Source organism: Streptomyces sp. NPDC018263 (genome assembly GCF_055562575.1).
On sequence record NZ_JBVHFA010000008.1, the window covers coordinates 47,690 to 64,313 of the forward strand.

Consider the following 16,624-nt stretch of genomic DNA (forward strand, 5'->3'; position numbering starts at 1 on the left):
CGCAGTCTCGCGGGTGGCGGGCGCGGGGTGCGTTCTGGCGGGGGCCACGTGAGTGAAACCCCGCGGGAAGGACGGCTGCCCGCGGGGTTTCCGGTGGCTCAGTGCGCCGCCGACTCCCAGTCCGGGCCGACGCCCACCGAGACGTCCAGCGGGGCGCGCAGACTGACGGCGTTCGCCATCTCGCGGCGGACGATCTCCTCGGTGGCCGCGCGCTCGCCGGGGGCGATCTCCAGCACGATTTCGTCGTGGACCTGGAGCAGCATCCGGGACTTCAGCTCCGCCTCGCGCAGCGCCCGGTCGACGTGGAGCATCGCGATCTTGACGATGTCGGCGGCGGTGCCCTGGATCGGGGCGTTCAGCGCCATCCGCTCGGCGGCCTCGCGGCGCTGGCGGTTGTCGCTGTTGAGGTCGGGCAGGTAGCGGCGGCGGCCGAAGAGGGTCGCCGTGTAGCCCGTCGCCCGCGCCTCGTCGACCGCGCGGCGCAGATAGTCCCGTACGCCGCCGAACCGCTCGAAGTAGGTGTCCATCAGCGCGCGGGCCTCGCCGGCGTCGATGTTGAGCTGCTGGGAGAGGCCGAAGGCGGACAGGCCGTAGGCGAGGCCGTACGACATGGCCTTGATCTTGCGGCGCATCTCCGCGTCCACCGCGTCCCGGCCGACCGAGAACACCTGGGAGGCGACCGTGGTGTGCAGGTCCTCGCCGGAGGTGAACGCCTCGATGAGGCCGGCGTCCTCGGAGAGGTGGGCCATGACGCGCAGCTCGATCTGGCTGTAGTCGGCCGTCATCAGGGACTCGAAGCCCTCGCCGACCACGAAGCCCCGGCGGATCGCGCGGCCCTCGTCGGTGCGGACCGGGATGTTCTGGAGGTTGGGGTCCGTGGAGGACAGCCGGCCGGTCGCCGCCACCGTCTGGTTGAAGGTGGTGTGGATACGGCCGTCGGCGGCGATCGTCTTGATCAGGCCCTCGACCGTGACGCGCAGCTTGGCCTGCTCCCGGTGGCGGAGCATGATCACCGGCAGTTCGTTGTCGGTCTGCGCGGCGAGCCAGGCCAGGGCGTCGGCGTCGGTGGTGTACCCGGTCTTGGTCTTCTTGGTCTTCGGCAGCGCCAGCTCGCCGAAGAGGACCTCCTGGAGCTGCTTGGGCGAGCCGAGGTTGAACTCGTGCCCGGCGGCGGCGTGCGCCTCCTTCACGGCCTGCTGCACGGCGCCCGCGAAGGTCTGCTCCATGGTCTCCAGGTGCGGGCGGTCGGCCGCGATTCCGTGCCGCTCCATGCGGGCGAGCAGGGCGGAGGTGGGCAGTTCCATGTCCCGCAGCAGGTCGGCGGCGCCGACCTCGGCGAGCCGGGTCTCCAGCGCGTCGCCCAGGTCGAGGATGGCGCGGGCCTTGATCATCAGGGCCTCGGCCTCGGCGCCGTCGTCCCCGCCGAAGGCGAGCTGCCCGTCGGCCGCGGCGGCGGGGGCCAGCTCGCGGTGCAGGTACTCCAGCGAGAGCGCGTCCAGGTCGAAGGAGCGGCGGCCGGGCTTGACCAGGTAGGCGGCGAGCGCGGTGTCCATGGACACGCCCTCCACACTCCAGCCGTGCTCGGCCAGCACCCGCATGGCGCCCTTGGCGTTGTGCAGCACCTTGGGCCGCTCGGGGTCGGCCAGCCAGTCGGCGAACGCCCGCTCGTCGGACTCGTCCAGCTCGGCGGGGTCGAAGAAGGCGGCCGCTCCCCCGGCGGCGGCCAGGGCGACCTCGGCGACCGAACCGGCGCCCAGCGCCCAGGTGTCCACCGTGGCCATGCCCAGCGGTTCGGCGGCGTGCTCGGCCAGCCAGCCGGCCAGCTCGCCGGTGCCCAGGACCGTGCCGTCCACCTCGACGCCGTCCGCGACGACCGGGGTGGCCTCGGCCTCCTCGGCGCCGGGGTCGACGGCGAACAGCCGCTCGCGCAGCGAGGGGTTGCGGATCTCCAGGGTGTCCAGGAACGCGGCCACGCCCTTGCGGTCGTACGGCTCACGGCCGAGGTCCGCGACCGTCTTCGGCAGCTCGACCTGGCGCTCCAGCTCGGTCAGCACACGGTTGAGCTTGACCGACTCCAGGTGGTCGCGGAGGTTCTGCCCGGCCTTGCCCTTGACCTCCTCCACGCGCTCGACCAGCTCCGCGAACGAGCCGAACTGGTTGATCCACTTCGCGGCGGTCTTCTCGCCGACGCCGGGGATGCCGGGCAGGTTGTCGGACGGGTCGCCGCGCAGGGCGGCGAAGTCGGGGTACTGCGCGGGCGTCAACCCGTACTTCTCGAAAACCTTCTCCGGGGTGAACCGGGTCAGCTCCGAGACACCCTTGGTCGGGTAGAGCACCGTGGTGTGCTCGCTGACCAACTGGAAGGAGTCCCGGTCGCCGGTGACGATCAGCACGTCGAAGCCCTCGGCCTCGGCCTGGGTGGCGAGGGTGGCGATCACGTCGTCCGCCTCGAAGCCGTCCACGGCGAAGCGGGGCGCGTGCATCGCGTCCAGCAGCTCGCCGATCAGCTCGACCTGGCCCTTGAACTCGTCCGGGGTCTTGGACCGGTTCGCCTTGTACTCGGTGAACGTCTCCGAGCGCCAGGTCTTGCGGGACACGTCGAACGCGACCGCGAAGTGCGTGGGCGCCTCGTCACGCAGGGTGTTGGCCAGCATCGAGGCGAAGCCGTAGATCGCGTTCGTCGGCTGGCCCGTCGCGGTGGTGAAGTTCTCCGCGGGCAGCGCGAAGAACGCGCGGTACGCCAGTGAGTGCCCGTCCATGAGCATCAGGCGGGGTCGGCCGCCGGGAGGGGTGTCGGTCTTCTTCGATGCTGAATCTGCCACGCCCCCGATCCTGCCACGCCGCACTGACAGCCGAGTCCGCGAACCGTTTCCGCCCGGAGATGCGCACTGTCCACAGGCTTCCCGCACGCACTGTCCACAGGGCTCCCGCTGCGGGCGCTCGCGGGGCATGCTTGTCCCGCGGGGCCGGGGGACCCCGGATGCGAGAAGGACGATCGAAGGAGAGCGGGCGATGGCGACGAAGCCGCCCAAGGGTGATCCGGTGCAGGACGCGCCGCGGACAGGGGAGCCGAAGCACGCGGCGGCGGGGCTGCCCGCGGTGGGGCACTCCCTGCGGATCGCCCAGCAGCAGATGGGGGTGCGGCGCACCGCGCTGACCCTGCTGCGGGTGAACCAGAAGGACGGCTTCGACTGCCCCGGCTGCGCCTGGCCCGAGCCGGAGCACCGGCACATGGCGGAGTTCTGCGAGAACGGCGCCAAGGCGGTGGCCGAGGAGGCCACGCTGCGCCGGGTCACCCCGGAGTTCTTCGCCGCGCACCCGGTGGCCGACCTCGCCGCGCGCAGCGGCTACTGGCTGGGCCAGCAGGGCCGCCTCACCCACCCCATGTACCTGCCCGAGGGCGCCGACCGCTACGAGCCGGTCACCTGGGAGCGTGCCTTCGACATCGTCGCGGAGGAGATCGCGGCCCTCGGCTCGCCGGACGAGGCCGTCTTCTACACCTCGGGGCGCACCAGCAACGAGGCGGCGTTCCTGTACCAGCTCTTCGCGCGCGAGCTGGGCACGAACAACCTGCCCGACTGTTCCAACATGTGCCACGAGTCGTCCGGTTCGGCGCTCTCGGAGACGATCGGCATCGGCAAGGGCAGCGTCCTGCTGGAGGATCTGTACCGAGCCGATCTGATCATCGTGGCCGGGCAGAACCCCGGCACCAACCATCCGCGCATGCTCTCCGCGCTGGAGAAGGCCAAGGCGTCCGGCGCGAGGATCATCAGCGTCAATCCGCTGCCCGAGGCGGGCCTGGAGCGGTTCAAGAACCCGCAGACCGCGCAGGGCATGCTCAAGGGCGCCGCGCTCACCGACCTGTTCCTCCAGATCCGCATCGGCGGCGACCAGGCCCTCTTCCGCCTGCTGAACAAGCTGATCCTGGAGACGGACGGCGCGGTCGACGAGGAGTTCGTGCGCGCACACACCCACGGCTACGAGGATTTCGCGGACGCAGCCGCCAAGGCCGACTGGGACGAGACCCTGGCCGCGACCGGGCTCGACCGCGCGGAGATCGAGCAGGCCCTGGAGATGGTGCTGGCCTCTGAGCGGACCATCGTCTGCTGGGCGATGGGCCTCACCCAGCACAAGCACTCGGTGCCGACCATCCGCGAGGTGGTCAACTTCCTCCTGCTGCGCGGCAACATCGGCCGTCCCGGCGCAGGGGTGTGCCCGGTGCGCGGCCACTCCAATGTGCAGGGCGACCGCACCATGGGCATCTTCGAGCGCCCCGCGCCCGCCTTCCTGGACGCGCTGGAGCGGGAGTTCGGCTTCGCCCCGCCGCGCGAGCACGGCTTCGACGTCGTACGGGCCATCCGCGCGCTGCGGGACGGCGAGGCGAAGGTGTTCTTCGCCATGGGCGGGAACTTCGTCTCAGCCTCCCCCGACACCGAGGTCACCGAGGCGGCCATGCGCAGGGCCCGGCTGACCGTGCACGTCTCGACCAAGCTCAACCGCTCGCACGTGGTCACCGGAGCCCGCGCGCTGATCCTGCCGACGCTGGGGCGCACCGAGCGCGACGTGCAGGGCGGGGGCGAGCAGTTCGTCACCGTCGAGGACTCCATGGGCATGGTGCACGCCTCGCGCGGCCGGCTGGCGCCCGCGAGCCCGCACCTGCTGTCCGAGCCCGCCATCGTGGCCCGGCTGGCCCGGCGCATACTGCCGGACAGCACCGTGCCGTGGGAGGAGTTCGAGCGGGACTACGCGGCCATCCGCGACCGCATCGCACGGGTGGTCCCCGGCTTCGAGGACTTCAACGCCCGCGTCGCCCGCCCCGGCGGCTTCACCCTGCCGCACGCCCCGCGCGACGAGCGCCGCTTCCCCACCGCCACCGGCAAGGCCAATTTCACCGCCGCGCCGGTGGAGCACCCGGAGCTGCCCGAGGGCCGGCTGCTGCTCCAGACGCTGCGCTCGCACGACCAGTACAACACCACGATCTACGGCCTGGACGACCGCTACCGGGGCATCACCGGCGGCCGCCGCGTGGTGCTGGTCCACCCCGAGGACGCCCGCGAACTCGGCGTGAGCGACGGGAGTTACGTGGACCTGGTGAGCGAGTGGAGCGACGGGGTGGAGCGCCGGGCGCCCGGTTTCCGGGTGGTGCACTACCCGACCGCGCGGGGCTGCGCCGCCTCGTACTACCCGGAGACCAATGTGCTGGTGCCGCTGGACGCCACCGCCGACACCAGCAACACCCCGGCGAGCAAGTCCGTGGTGGTCCGGCTGGAAGCGCGCCCGGAGGGGCGTCTGGAACAATCGGCGACCGACTGAGCGTTCGCTCAGTGATATCGGTGGCCGCCGGACAGGCGCACGAGAACGGAGCCGGACATGGGTGAGCAGCAGCAGGTGACATTCCCGCAGGAGATCATCGACGAGTACGCGGCGCTCGGCGTGGACCTGCCCTCGATGTTCTCCGCCGGCCACCTGGGGACGCGGATGGGTGTGCAGATCATCGAGGCGGCGCCGGAGCGGGTGGTCGGCACCATGCCCGTGGAGGGCAACACCCAGCCGTACGGCCTGCTGCACGGCGGTGCCTCCGCGGTGCTCGCCGAGACCCTCGGCTCCGTCGGCTCGATGCTGCACGGCGGCAGCTCCAAGGTCGCCGTCGGCGTCGACCTGAACTGCACCCACCACCGGGGCGTCCGCTCCGGCCTGGTCACCGGCGTAGCCACCCCGGTCCACCGGGGCCGCTCCACGGCGACGTACGAGATCGTCATCACCGACGAGCAGGACCGCCGTGTCTGCACGGCCCGCCTGACCTGCCTGCTGCGCGACCTTCCCGCGAGCGGGGCCCCGGCGAAGGACTGACGCCACCCATTGCCCCGCCCCGCCCCACGCCGTAGCTTTCGGCGCATGGGACGGGGCGGGGCACTTCTCGTACGGCCCGGAATCCGGCGATGACCGGCATCGGCCCGCTGGAACCCGGCGAGGGCACCTGGGCGCGCGAGCCCGCCGGGGCACGCCCGGCATCCCGCCCATGGCGCCGCCGCACCCTACTGATTCCGGCCACCGCCTGCGCCGTGCTGGCGGCCGGCGCCGCCCTCTGGGCCACCCGCCCGCGCCCGGCACCCCCTCCCGAACTCCCCTTTCCCGCACAGACGGTGACCGTGGCCTTTCTGGAGGGCCGGACCACCGCACCCCGCCGCCTCGCGTTCGACGTGCGGCTCGCCGTGGAGTCCGGTCCCGCGGTCACCGTGACCCGGGTGAGCCAGCCCCACGCCGGGATGTCGGCCGAATCCGAGCCCCCCGTCCCCTTCCGGACCGCACCCGGTTCCTCGCGCGTGATCACCGTGACCATGCGTGTCACGGAATGCGGAAGGGTGCCCAAAAATGCCGCACTGCCTTTCCTGGAAGTAACACTGCGTAATACGCGCGCAATACAAACCCAGAGTTTCATCCTCGGTCCGCGCTACGCCCGATACCTCTCCCGCGCACTTGGGGAAGCCTGCCGCGAAAGTACGCCGTCATCACCAAAACCCCCGAGACGCCTGAACAGTTGAGGGCACGGGCTGCGCGTTCTCACCATGTGGACAGGGCGAATCGGCCGGAATTCCGGCGTTCCCCCCAGGGCGTACCGCTCTGCATTACCTCGTGTCATAACAAGAGCGTCACAGCCTTGGTCAAGCTCTCCTCCACGTTCCCATCACACGCCTAGAGTCACGGCCAGTCACCGCGCCCCGGATTCGTTTTTCGGCCAGGCGCGCGGCTCGACCGTTTCCATGGGGATGCGGTCGTCCAGGGAAAGGACTGATCGTGCGTCAACGTTCGCTCATCGCCATCACCGCCGCGCTGTCCGCGGGAGCGCTCACCCTCACCGCCTGCGGCTCGCGCGACAGCGGCGACAACGGCACCGACGCCAAGGGCGGCACCACCGTCACCATCGGCGTCGACGCCCCGCTGACCGGCGACCTGTCCGCGCTGGGCCTCGGCATCAAGAACTCGGTGGACCTCGCGGTCAAGACCGCGAACAAGAAGGAGTACGTCAAGGGCGTCACCTTCAAGATCGACGCCAAGGACGACCAGGCCCAGCCCTCCTCCGGCCAGCAGAACTCCACCGCCTTCGTCACCGACAAGAGCGTCCTCGGTGTCGTCGGCCCGCTGAACTCCTCCGTCGCCGAGTCGATGCAGAAGGTCCTCGACGACGCCAAGCTGGCCCAGGTCTCCCCCGCCAACACCAACCCGGCGCTGACCCAGGGCGTCAACTGGCAGAAGACCAAGGCCCGCACGTACAAGTCGTACTTCCGCACCGCGACCACGGACGCCATCCAGGGTCCGTTCGCCGCCCAGTACGTCTACAACAAGGCCAAGAAGACCAAGGTCTTCGTCATCGACGACAAGAAGACCTACGGCGCCGGTCTCGCCGCCACCTTCTCCGCCGAGTTCAAGAAGCTGGGCGGCAAGGTCGTCGGCACCGAGCACATCAACCCCGACACCAAGGACTTCTCCGCGGTCGCCACCAAGGTGAAGAACTCCGGTGCCGAGGTCGTCTACTACGGCGGCGAGTACCCGCAGGCCGGCCCGCTCAGCAAGCAGATCAAGGCGGCCGGCGCCAAGGTCCCGCTGGTCGGCGGCGACGGCATCTACGCCGACGACTTCATCAAGCTCGGGGGCGCCTCCGCCACCGGCGACCTCGCCACCTCCGTCGGCGCCCCCGTGGAGACCCTCCCCTCCGCCAAGCAGTTCGTCGCCGACTACCAGGCGGCGGGCTACAAGGAGGCGTACGCGGCCTACGGCGGCTACTCCTACGACTCCGCCTGGTCGATCATCGAGGCCGTCAAGAAGGTCGTCGACGACAACGGCGGCAAGCTGCCCTCCGACGCCCGCGCGAAGGTCACCGCCGCCCTCCAGAACGTCTCCTTCGACGGCGTGACCGGCAAGGTCTCCTTCGACGAGTACGGCGACGCCACCAACAAGCAGCTCACGGTGTACTCCGTCAAGGACGGTGCCTGGAAGGCCGTGGAGTCCGGCACCTACAACGGCTCCTGACCCACGCCCGCACCAGCCGAGCCGCGCGGGGCGCTCAAGAGGCGCCCCGCGCGGACTCGCATCCGGCCACTTCCGGCCACATCCGTCGCTTATCCCACGCTCGGAGGACATGCGGTGAACGAACTGCCGCAGCAGCTCGTCAACGGCCTGCTACTTGGTTCCATGTACGGGCTGGTCGCCATCGGCTACACCATGGTCTATGGCATCGTCCAGCTCATCAACTTCGCCCACGGCGAGATATTCATGACCGGCGCCTTCGGCGCCCTCACTGTCTACGTGTACATCCTTCCCGACGGCACCTCCATGTGGATCGCCCTGCCGCTGATGCTGGTGGGCGCCATCGTGGTCGCCGTGACCGTCGCCGTCGGAGCGGAACGATTCGCCTACCGGCCGCTGCGCAGCGCGCCCCGGCTCGCCCCGCTGATCACCGCCATCGGCCTCTCCCTCGCCCTCCAGCAGGCCGTGTGGGCCTGGTACCCCGAGGCCAAGTCCGCGCGCACCTTCCCGAGCATCCCCGGCGGACCCTTCGAGATCGGCAACGTCACCATCCAGACCGGTGACGTCTTCCTCGTCGCCGCCGCCCCGCTCAGCATGGCCGTCCTCGCCTACTTCGTGATGCGCACCCGCACCGGACGCGGCATGCAGGCCACCGCCCAGGACCCGGACACCGCCAAGCTGATGGGTGTCAACACCGACCGCATCATCGTGATCGCGTTCGCCCTCGGCGCCGCCTTCGCCGCCGTCGGCTCCGTCGCCTACGGCTTCAAGTACGGCCAGATCGACTTCCGCATGGGCTTCATCCTCGGCCTCAAGGCGTTCACCGCGGCCGTTCTCGGCGGCATCGGCAACATCTACGGCGCCATGCTCGGCGGCCTCGTCCTCGGCGTCGCCGAAGCCCTGTCCACCGCCTACATCGCCGACATCCCCGGCATGGACAAGTTCGGCAGCCAGTCCTGGGCAGACGTCTGGGCGTTCGTACTCCTCATCCTCGTGCTCCTGCTGAGGCCACAGGGCCTGCTCGGCGAGCGCGTCGCGGACAGGGCGTGACCTCGATGACCACACAGACCACCGCACCCGGCACCCCGGACACCCCGGACAGCGCCGCCCCCGCCGCCACCGGCCTGATCGGCCTGCCCGCCTCCACCGGCCGGGCCCTCGCCACCGGCGGCGGCGCCCTCACCGTCGTCTCCACCTTCCTGGCCTGGACCTGGACCTCCGAGTTCCCCGGCGACCTCACCGTCTACGGCTACCCCGGCGGCCTCCAGGTGCTCGTCCTCATCGGCGGCCTCCTCACCACCCTGTTCGGCCTCGCCTCCTACGGCGTCAAGGGCCTCAAGCTCCTCACCCCCGGCAGCGCCGACAGCGCCCTCAAGCTCGCCGCGCTCGGCACCTTCGCCACCGCCTGGTACACCGTCCTCGCGATCAGCGTCGAACTCGGCGGCGTCGTCAACCTCGAACCCGGCGGCTACCTCGTCGCCCTCGCCACGCTGGCCGCCCTGCTCGGCGCCCTCGCTCTGCCCTATCAGCGGCCCGAGCCCGACCCGGCCGACCCCGACGACACCGGCTGGGAAGCCTTCCGGCACCGCGCCCGGCAGAACTGGCAGAACTTCAAGGCCGCCTTCGCCAGCGACTCCCCCGCCCCCGGCCGCACCCTGCCCGCCTGGGCGGAGATCCTCGTCATCACCGGCGTCATGGCCTTCGGCCTGCTCGTCTTCACCTACGGCATCGGCACCGAGTACGACGAACTCTTCATCGGCTTCCTCATCACCGCCGCCTTCGGCTTCGCCGCACTCGCCAAGGCCGGACTCGTGGCCCGGATCTCGGCGATCACCGCGCGGCACCGCACCGTCACCATGACCGGCGCCTTCGTCGCCGCGGCCGCCTTCCCCTTCACCCAGTCCGACGACCAGTACGCCACCATCGGCGTCTACATCCTCATCTTCGCCACCGTCGCCCTGGGCCTGAACATCGTCGTCGGCCTCGCCGGCCTGCTCGACCTCGGCTACGTCGCGTTCCTCGGCGTCGGCGCCTACACCGCCGCCCTCGTCTCCGGCTCCCCCTCCTCGCCGCTGCACGTGCACTGGCCCTTCTGGGCCTCCGCCCTGCTCGGCGCGGTCGTCGCCATGATCTTCGGCGTCCTCATCGGCGCCCCGACCCTGCGGCTCCGCGGCGACTACCTCGCCATCGTCACCCTCGGCTTCGGCGAGATCTTCCGCATCACCGTCCTCAACATGGACGGCACCTCCGGACCCGACGTCACCAACGGCTCCAACGGCATCTCCTCCGTCCCCAACCTGAACATCCTCGGCTTCGACTTCGGCCAGGAACACCAGCTCTTCGGCACCACCATCGGGCGGTTCGCCAACTACTTCCTGCTGATGCTCCTCATCACCCTCGTCGTGGTCGTCGTCTTCCGGCGCAGCAGCGACTCCCGCATCGGCCGCGCCTGGATCGCCATCCGCGAGGACGAGACCGCCGCGCTCGCCATGGGCATCAACGGCTTCCGGGTCAAGCTCATCGCCTTCGCCCTCGGCGCCTGCCTCGCCGGACTCGCCGGCTCCGTCCAGGCCCACGTCACCTACACCGTGACACCCGAGCAGTACCAGTTCGCCCACGTCGTCCCGCCCAACTCGGCCTTCCTGCTGGCCGCCGTCGTCCTCGGCGGCATGGGCACCATCTCCGGACCCCTCGTCGGCGCCTCGCTGCTCTACCTGATCCCGGCCAAGCTCCAGTTCCTGGGCGAATACCAGCTCTTCGCCTTCGGCGTCGCGCTCGTCCTGCTGATGCGCTTCCGCCCCGAGGGCCTCATCCCCAACCGGCGCCGCCAACTCGAGTTCCACGAGGACACCGCCGCGCCCGCCGTCCTCAGCAAGGCAGGGGCCTGACCACCATGACCACCGACACCACCACCCAGGACACCGCACCCGGCACCACCCCCGGCGAGACCGTCCTCGACGCCCGCGGCGTCACCATGCGCTTCGGCGGCCTCACCGCCGTCCGCGACGTGAACCTCACCGTCAACAGCGGCGAGATCGTCGGCCTCATCGGCCCCAACGGCGCCGGAAAGACCACCTTCTTCAACTGCCTCACCGGTCTCTACATCCCCACCGAGGGCGAGGTCCGCTACAAGGGCACCGTCCTGCCGCCCAAGTCCTTCAAGGTCACCGCGGCCGGCATCGCCCGCACCTTCCAGAACATCCGGCTCTTCGCCAACATGACCGTCCTGGAGAACGTCCTCGTCGGCCGGCACACCCGGACCAAGGAAGGGCTCTGGTCCGCCCTGCTGCGCGGCCCCGGCTTCCACAGGGCCGAAGCCGCCTCCCGCGCCCGCGCCATGGAACTCCTGGAGTTCGTCGGCCTGGACGCCAAGGCCGAACACCTCGCCCGCAACCTCCCCTACGGCGAGCAGCGCAAGCTGGAGATCGCCCGCGCGCTGGCCAGCGAGCCCGGCCTGCTCCTGCTCGACGAGCCCACCGCGGGCATGAACCCGCAGGAGACCCGCGCCACCGAGGAACTGGTCTTCGCCATCCGCGACCAGGGCATCGCCGTCCTCGTCATCGAGCACGACATGCGCTTCATCTTCAACCTCTGCGACCGCGTCGCCGTCCTCGTCCAGGGCCAGAAGCTCGTCGAGGGCGACAGCGCCACCGTCCAGGGCGACGAACGTGTAGTCGCCGCCTACCTCGGTGAACCCTTCGAGGACGCCCCCGGCGCCGAGGAGGCCGCCGAGGTCGAGGCGGCCGAGGCACAGGCGGACACCACGCCCGGCAAGGAGAACCGCAAGGAGAACGACCGATGACCGCACTGCTCGAAGTCGAGGACCTGCGGGTCGCCTACGGCAAGATCGAGGCCGTCAAAGGCATCTCGTTCAAGGTCGAGGCCGGCCAGGTCGTCACCCTCATCGGCACCAACGGCGCCGGCAAGACCACCACGCTGCGCACCCTGTCCGGGCTGCTCAAGCCGGTCGGCGGGCAGATCCGCTTCAACGGCAGGTCGCTGAAGAAGGTCCCCGCCCACCAGGTGGTCTCCCTCGGGCTCGCCCACTCCCCCGAGGGGCGGCACATCTTCCCGCGCATGACCATCGAGGACAACCTGCGCCTCGGGGCCTTCCTGCGCAACGACAAGCCCGGCATCGAGAAGGACATCCAGCGCGCCTACGACCTCTTCCCCATCCTCGGGGAACGCCGGAAGCAGGCCGCGGGCACCCTCTCCGGCGGTGAGCAGCAGATGCTCGCCATGGGGCGGGCGCTGATGTCCCAGCCGCAGCTCCTCATGCTGGACGAGCCGTCCATGGGGCTCTCGCCGATCATGATGCAGAAGATCATGGCGACGATCGCCGAGCTGAAGGCGAGCGGTACGACGATCCTGCTGGTCGAGCAGAACGCCCAGGCGGCGCTCTCGCTCGCGGACCAGGGGCATGTCATGGAGGTCGGCAACATCGTGCTCTCCGGCACCGGGCGGGACCTGCTCACCGACGAGTCGGTGCGCAAGGCGTACCTCGGCGAGGACTGAGCAGCGGTACGGCGAAGGCCCGCGTCCCTCCGGCTCAGGGGGCGCGGGCCTTCTTCCTGCCGTCGGTCAGCCCTTCTTGGCCGACTTCTTCTCCTGGTCGTCCGAGATGACCGCCTCCGCCACCTGCTGCATCGACAGGCGGCGGTCCATCGAGGTCTTCTGAATCCAGCGGAAGGCCGCGGGCTCGCTCAGGCCGTACTCGGTCTGCAGGATCGACTTCGCGCGGTCGACCAGCTTGCGGGTCTCCAGGCGCTGGCTGAGGTCGGCGACCTCCTGCTCCAACTGCTTCAGCTCGGTGAAGCGGGAGACGGCCATCTCGATGGCCGGGACCACGTCGGTCTTGCTGAACGGCTTCACCAGGTACGCCATCGCGCCGGCGTCGCGGGCCCGCTCCACGAGGTCGCGCTGGGAGAAGGCGGTGAGCATCAGGACCGGCGCGATGGACTCCTCGGCGATCTTCTCCGCCGCGGAGATGCCGTCCATCTTCGGCATCTTCACGTCCAGGATGACCAGGTCCGGCTTGTGCTCACGGGCCAGCTCCACGGCCTGCTCACCGTCCCCGGCCTCACCGACGACCGTGTACCCTTCCTCCTCCAGCATCTCCTTGAGGTCGAGCCGGATCAGCGCCTCGTCCTCGGCGATGACGACCCGGGTCGTCAGCGGGGGCACATGCGACTTGTCGTCGTCGGACACGTCTGCGGGCTGGGGCGACTCGGGGGTCACGGGGGCTCCTATGTACGGGCCGGACAGGTGCTGCTGTCTATGCAGCCTACCTAGCGGCGGCCCGGCACGGTGACCCGGTATGCTTCCGGGAGCCAGTCCCGCCGGGTTGGTGGAATGGCATACACGGATGTCTCAAACACATCTGCCCGAAAGGGCTTGCGGGTTCGAGTCCCGCACCCGGCACTCTGCGACACAGTAAGCGGAGGATCACGTTCGCGTGGTTCTCCGCTTTTTGCTGCGCGGCGCCGCGACTGGCCACGCACAGTAGTCGTCATGGCATCGCACACACCTTCGAAGCGCGCTGACGCGCTGGTTCTTCTGCGCGACGGCGTCCCCAACCGTAAGGTCGCCGAGCGGCTGGGGGTCCCGCGCGGGACTGTCGGCTGGTGGCGCAGCGAGGACCGCAGGGCACGCGGCGAGGAGTACCAGCGGCCGTCCGACTGCCCCCGGTGCACGGAGCGCGTCATGGACCGGACCGCGTACTCGTACCTGCTGGGCCTCTACCTGGGCGACGGGCACATCGTCTCCAAGCGAGGACAGCATCATCTGTCGGTCTACTGCGACGCCCGGTACACCGGCCTGGTCGCGGCCGCCGAGGACGCCATGCGGACGGTGCTGCCGTCCGCCGCCACGGGGCGGCGCAGCCGGAACGGCTGCGTCGAGGTGAAGTCGTACACCCAGCACTGGAAGTGCCTCTTCCCCCAGCACGGAGCCGGCCCCAAGCACGAGCGGCGGATCGTGCTGGAGCCCTGGCAGGAGGAGGTCGTCGACGTACATCCCTGGGAGTTCGTCCGGGGGCTGATCCACTCCGACGGCTGCCGGATCACCAACTGGACCACTCGCACCGTCGGCGGGGAGCGCAGACGGTACGAGTATCCGCGCTACCTCTTCACCAACAAGTCCGACGACGTCAGGGCGCTCTTCACCGGGGCCCTGGACGCGCTGGGCATCACCTGGACGGTGCTGAACCGCGACGGAAAGCCGTACAACATCTCCGTCGCCCGCAAAGCCTCCGTAGCCCTCATGGATGCTCACGTGGGGCCCAAGTACTGACCCCTACTTCGGGCTGTCGTCCTCCGCGATGTGGTGGACTCGGACGAGGTTGGTGGTGCCGGGGAGGCCGGGTGGGGAGCCGGCGGTGATGACGACGGTGTCGCCCTTCTGGCAGCGGGCGTGCTTCAACAACAGCTCGTCCACCTGGTCGACCATCGCGTCGGTGGAGTCGACATGCGGGCCCAGGAACGTCTCCACGCCCCAGGTGAGGCTGAGCTGGGAGCGGGTGGCGGGTTCGGGGGTGAAGGCGAGGACGGGGATGGGTGAGCGGTAGCGGGAGAGGCGGCGGGCGGTGTCGCCGGACTGGGTGAAGGCGACGAGGAAGCGGGCCCCGAGGAAGTCCCCCATCTCGGCGGCCGCCCGCGCGACCGCGCCTCCCTGGGTGCGCGGCTTGTTCCGCTCGGTCAGCGGCGGCAGCCCCTTCGCCAGCATCTCCTCCTCCGCGGCCGCGACGATCTTCGCCATGGTGCACACGGTCTCGACGGGGTACCGCCCCACGCTGGTCTCGCCGGAGAGCATCACCGCGTCCGCCCCGTCGAGCACCGCGTTGGCCACGTCGGAGGCTTCCGCGCGGGTCGGCCGGGCGCTGTCGATCATCGAGTCGAGCATCTGGGTGGCGACGATGACCGGCTTGGCGTTGCGCTTGGCGAGCTTGACGGCGCGTTTCTGCACGATCGGCACCTGCTCCAGCGGCAGCTCCACGCCGAGGTCGCCGCGGGCGACCATGAGCCCGTCGAAGGCGGCGACGACGTCCTCGATGTTCTCCACGGCCTGCGGCTTCTCGATCTTGGCGATGAGGGGCAGCCGGCGCCCCTCCTCCGCCATGATCCGGTGCACCTCGGCGGCGTCGCGCCCGCTGCGGACGAAGGAGAGGGCGACGACGTCGAAGCCGGTGCGCAGTGCCCAGCGCAAGTCGTCCTGGTCCTTCTTGGACAGGGCGGGGACGGAGACGGCGACACCGGGCAGGTTGATCCCCTTGTGGTCGGAGATCACGCCGCCCTCCAGCACACGGGTGCGCACGCGGGGGCCGTCCACCGCGGTGACCTCCAGGCAGACGCGGCCGTCGTCGACGAGGACGCGCTCGCCGGTCCGGACGTCCTCCGCGAGACCGGCGTAGGTGGTGCCGCACTGGTGGCGATCGCCCTGGACGCCCTCTTCGACGGTGATGGTGAAGGTGTCGTCGCGTTCGAGGAGTACGGGCCCTTCGGCGAAAGTGCCGAGCCGGATCTTCGGGCCTTGAAGATCGGCGAGGATTCCGACGCTGCGGCCGGTCTCGTCGGCGGCCCGGCGAACGCGCTGGTAACGCGCCTCGTGTTCGGCGTGGGTGCCGTGGCTGAGGTTGAACCGGGCGACGTCCATTCCGGCCTCGACCAGTGCCTTGATCTGGTCGTACGAGTCGGTGGCGGGCCCCAGGGTGCAGACGATCTTTGCTCGGCGCATGGGTCGAGCCTATGGCTTACCGGCGGGTAGAGAATTCGGGCTCCATGACCACTCAACAACCTTTGAGGAAAGGGTTATTGACAAGTGTTGAATTGTGCGATGACCCGCTCCTATGAGCGATGTTTTTCGCGCAATAGTTCTTTGAACCAGCAATAGTTCTTTGCACCAGAGGCTCCGCTAAAGCCGGGGCGGTACCAGCGTGAACCGCGCGGTGACCTGCGCGGAGACCCACAATCGCGCGGGCTGGAGATCGAACGGCTCGGCGGATTCGGCGGCGTCGGCCCGGCGGGCGGAGCGGCCGAAGGCGGAGACGCTGCGGGGCCGGTCGGTACCGGTGTCGGCGAGTTCGGTCAGCGCGGCGAGGGAGGTGCCGAGCGCGTCGGCGTATGCGCGGGCCCGCTGGAGGGCGTCGGCGACGGCGCGGCGGCGGGCCTCGGCGTGGGCCGGGGAGTCGGGGCGCAGCGACCACGAGGGGCCGTCCAGCTCGGTCAGCTCCAACTCGGCCAGTCGGGCGGTGAGTTCGCCGAGGACGGCGAAGTCGGTGATCTCGGCGTCGATGCGGACGACTCCCTGGTGGCTGCGCACCCGCTCGCCCCGGCCGCGGTCGCTGAGTTCGGGGGTGACGCCGAGGGAGCCGGTGGTGAGGTCGGGGACCGCGTCGCCGTAGGACTTGAGCACGTCGAGTGCGGCGGTGTTGCGGCGGCTGAGGTCGTCGAGGGTGGCGCGGCGGTCGCGGCCGCGGGCGGTGACGGTGACGCCGATGCGGGCGATCTCGGCCTCGGTCTGGAACTCGGCCTCGCCCCGGACGGCGAGGAGCGGGGCGTCGGCGGTGCCGTACGCGGGGGTCGCCTCAGGGGTCATACGTCCC

The 16,624-nt window shown here is 70.2% G+C and carries 12 protein-coding genes and 1 tRNA gene; 9 read left to right on the top strand and 4 right to left on the bottom strand.

Features of this window, described 5'->3' with window-relative positions:
• Window positions 1-98 precede the first annotated feature (98 nt).
• Window positions 99-2,822 (bottom strand): DNA polymerase I, encoded by a 2,724-nt coding sequence (gene polA, locus ACZ3HQ_RS23090; protein ID WP_467513647.1) that lies wholly within the window; start codon window positions 2,820-2,822, stop codon window positions 99-101.
• Between the two features lie 190 nt (window positions 2,823-3,012).
• Here polA and ACZ3HQ_RS23095 point away from each other — a divergent pair, with 190 nt between their 5' ends.
• The 7 genes from ACZ3HQ_RS23095 to ACZ3HQ_RS23125 all read left to right on the top strand — a co-directional run bounded on the left by ACZ3HQ_RS23095 (window position 3,013) and on the right by ACZ3HQ_RS23125 (window position 12,540).
• On the top strand, window positions 3,013-5,313 hold the full coding sequence (locus ACZ3HQ_RS23095; protein WP_467513649.1) for an FdhF/YdeP family oxidoreductase: 2,301 nt from the start codon (window positions 3,013-3,015) through the stop codon (window positions 5,311-5,313).
• Between the two features lie 57 nt (window positions 5,314-5,370).
• Window positions 5,371-5,850 (top strand): PaaI family thioesterase, encoded by a 480-nt coding sequence (locus ACZ3HQ_RS23100; RefSeq protein ID WP_467513651.1) that lies wholly within the window; start codon window positions 5,371-5,373, stop codon window positions 5,848-5,850.
• Window positions 5,851-6,795: 945 nt separating this feature from the next.
• Window positions 6,796-8,028 (top strand): branched-chain amino acid ABC transporter substrate-binding protein, encoded by a 1,233-nt coding sequence (locus ACZ3HQ_RS23105; RefSeq protein ID WP_467513653.1) that lies wholly within the window; start codon window positions 6,796-6,798, stop codon window positions 8,026-8,028.
• A 114-nt stretch (window positions 8,029-8,142) separates the two neighbouring features.
• The gene (locus tag ACZ3HQ_RS23110; RefSeq protein WP_031182872.1) at window positions 8,143-9,075 is read left to right on the top strand and encodes a branched-chain amino acid ABC transporter permease; all 933 of its coding nucleotides are present in this window, start codon (window positions 8,143-8,145) and stop codon (window positions 9,073-9,075) included.
• A gap of 5 nt (window positions 9,076-9,080) precedes the next feature.
• The gene (locus ACZ3HQ_RS23115) at window positions 9,081-10,913 is read left to right on the top strand and encodes a branched-chain amino acid ABC transporter permease (RefSeq protein WP_467513655.1); all 1,833 of its coding nucleotides are present in this window, start codon (window positions 9,081-9,083) and stop codon (window positions 10,911-10,913) included.
• 5 nt (window positions 10,914-10,918) lie between these two features.
• On the top strand, window positions 10,919-11,827 hold the full coding sequence (locus ACZ3HQ_RS23120; RefSeq protein ID WP_467513657.1) for an ABC transporter ATP-binding protein: 909 nt from the start codon (window positions 10,919-10,921) through the stop codon (window positions 11,825-11,827).
• Window positions 11,824-12,540, top strand: a complete 717-nt coding sequence (locus ACZ3HQ_RS23125) for an ABC transporter ATP-binding protein (protein ID WP_467513659.1) — start codon at window positions 11,824-11,826, stop codon at window positions 12,538-12,540. The genes ACZ3HQ_RS23120 and ACZ3HQ_RS23125 overlap by 4 nt, the downstream gene beginning before the upstream one ends.
• A 66-nt stretch (window positions 12,541-12,606) precedes the next feature.
• Here the strand turns inward: ACZ3HQ_RS23125 and ACZ3HQ_RS23130 are convergent, their stop codons facing one another.
• Entirely contained in the window at window positions 12,607-13,263 is a 657-nt protein-coding gene (locus ACZ3HQ_RS23130) for a response regulator (protein ID WP_161187853.1), read from the bottom strand.
• A 100-nt stretch (window positions 13,264-13,363) separates the two neighbouring features.
• Between ACZ3HQ_RS23130 and ACZ3HQ_RS23135 the strand changes: the two genes are divergently transcribed.
• Window positions 13,364-13,446: transfer RNA gene (locus tag ACZ3HQ_RS23135), tRNA-Leu, on the top strand.
• A gap of 90 nt (window positions 13,447-13,536) precedes the next feature.
• A complete protein-coding gene (locus ACZ3HQ_RS23140; protein ID WP_467513662.1) occupies window positions 13,537-14,316 on the top strand; it encodes a helix-turn-helix domain-containing protein in 780 nt (259 codons plus the stop codon).
• 3 nt (window positions 14,317-14,319) lie between these two features.
• On the opposite strand, the gene pyk is transcribed toward ACZ3HQ_RS23140, so the two are convergent.
• Window positions 14,320-15,756: a pyruvate kinase gene (gene pyk / locus ACZ3HQ_RS23145; protein ID WP_467513664.1), complete on the bottom strand. Its 1,437-nt coding sequence runs from the start codon at window positions 15,754-15,756 to the stop codon at window positions 14,320-14,322.
• Between the two features lie 177 nt (window positions 15,757-15,933).
• Complete coding sequence (locus ACZ3HQ_RS23150; RefSeq protein WP_467513666.1) at window positions 15,934-16,617, bottom strand: SIMPL domain-containing protein; 684 nt, start codon at window positions 16,615-16,617, stop codon at window positions 15,934-15,936.
• Window positions 16,618-16,624 lie beyond the last annotated feature (7 nt).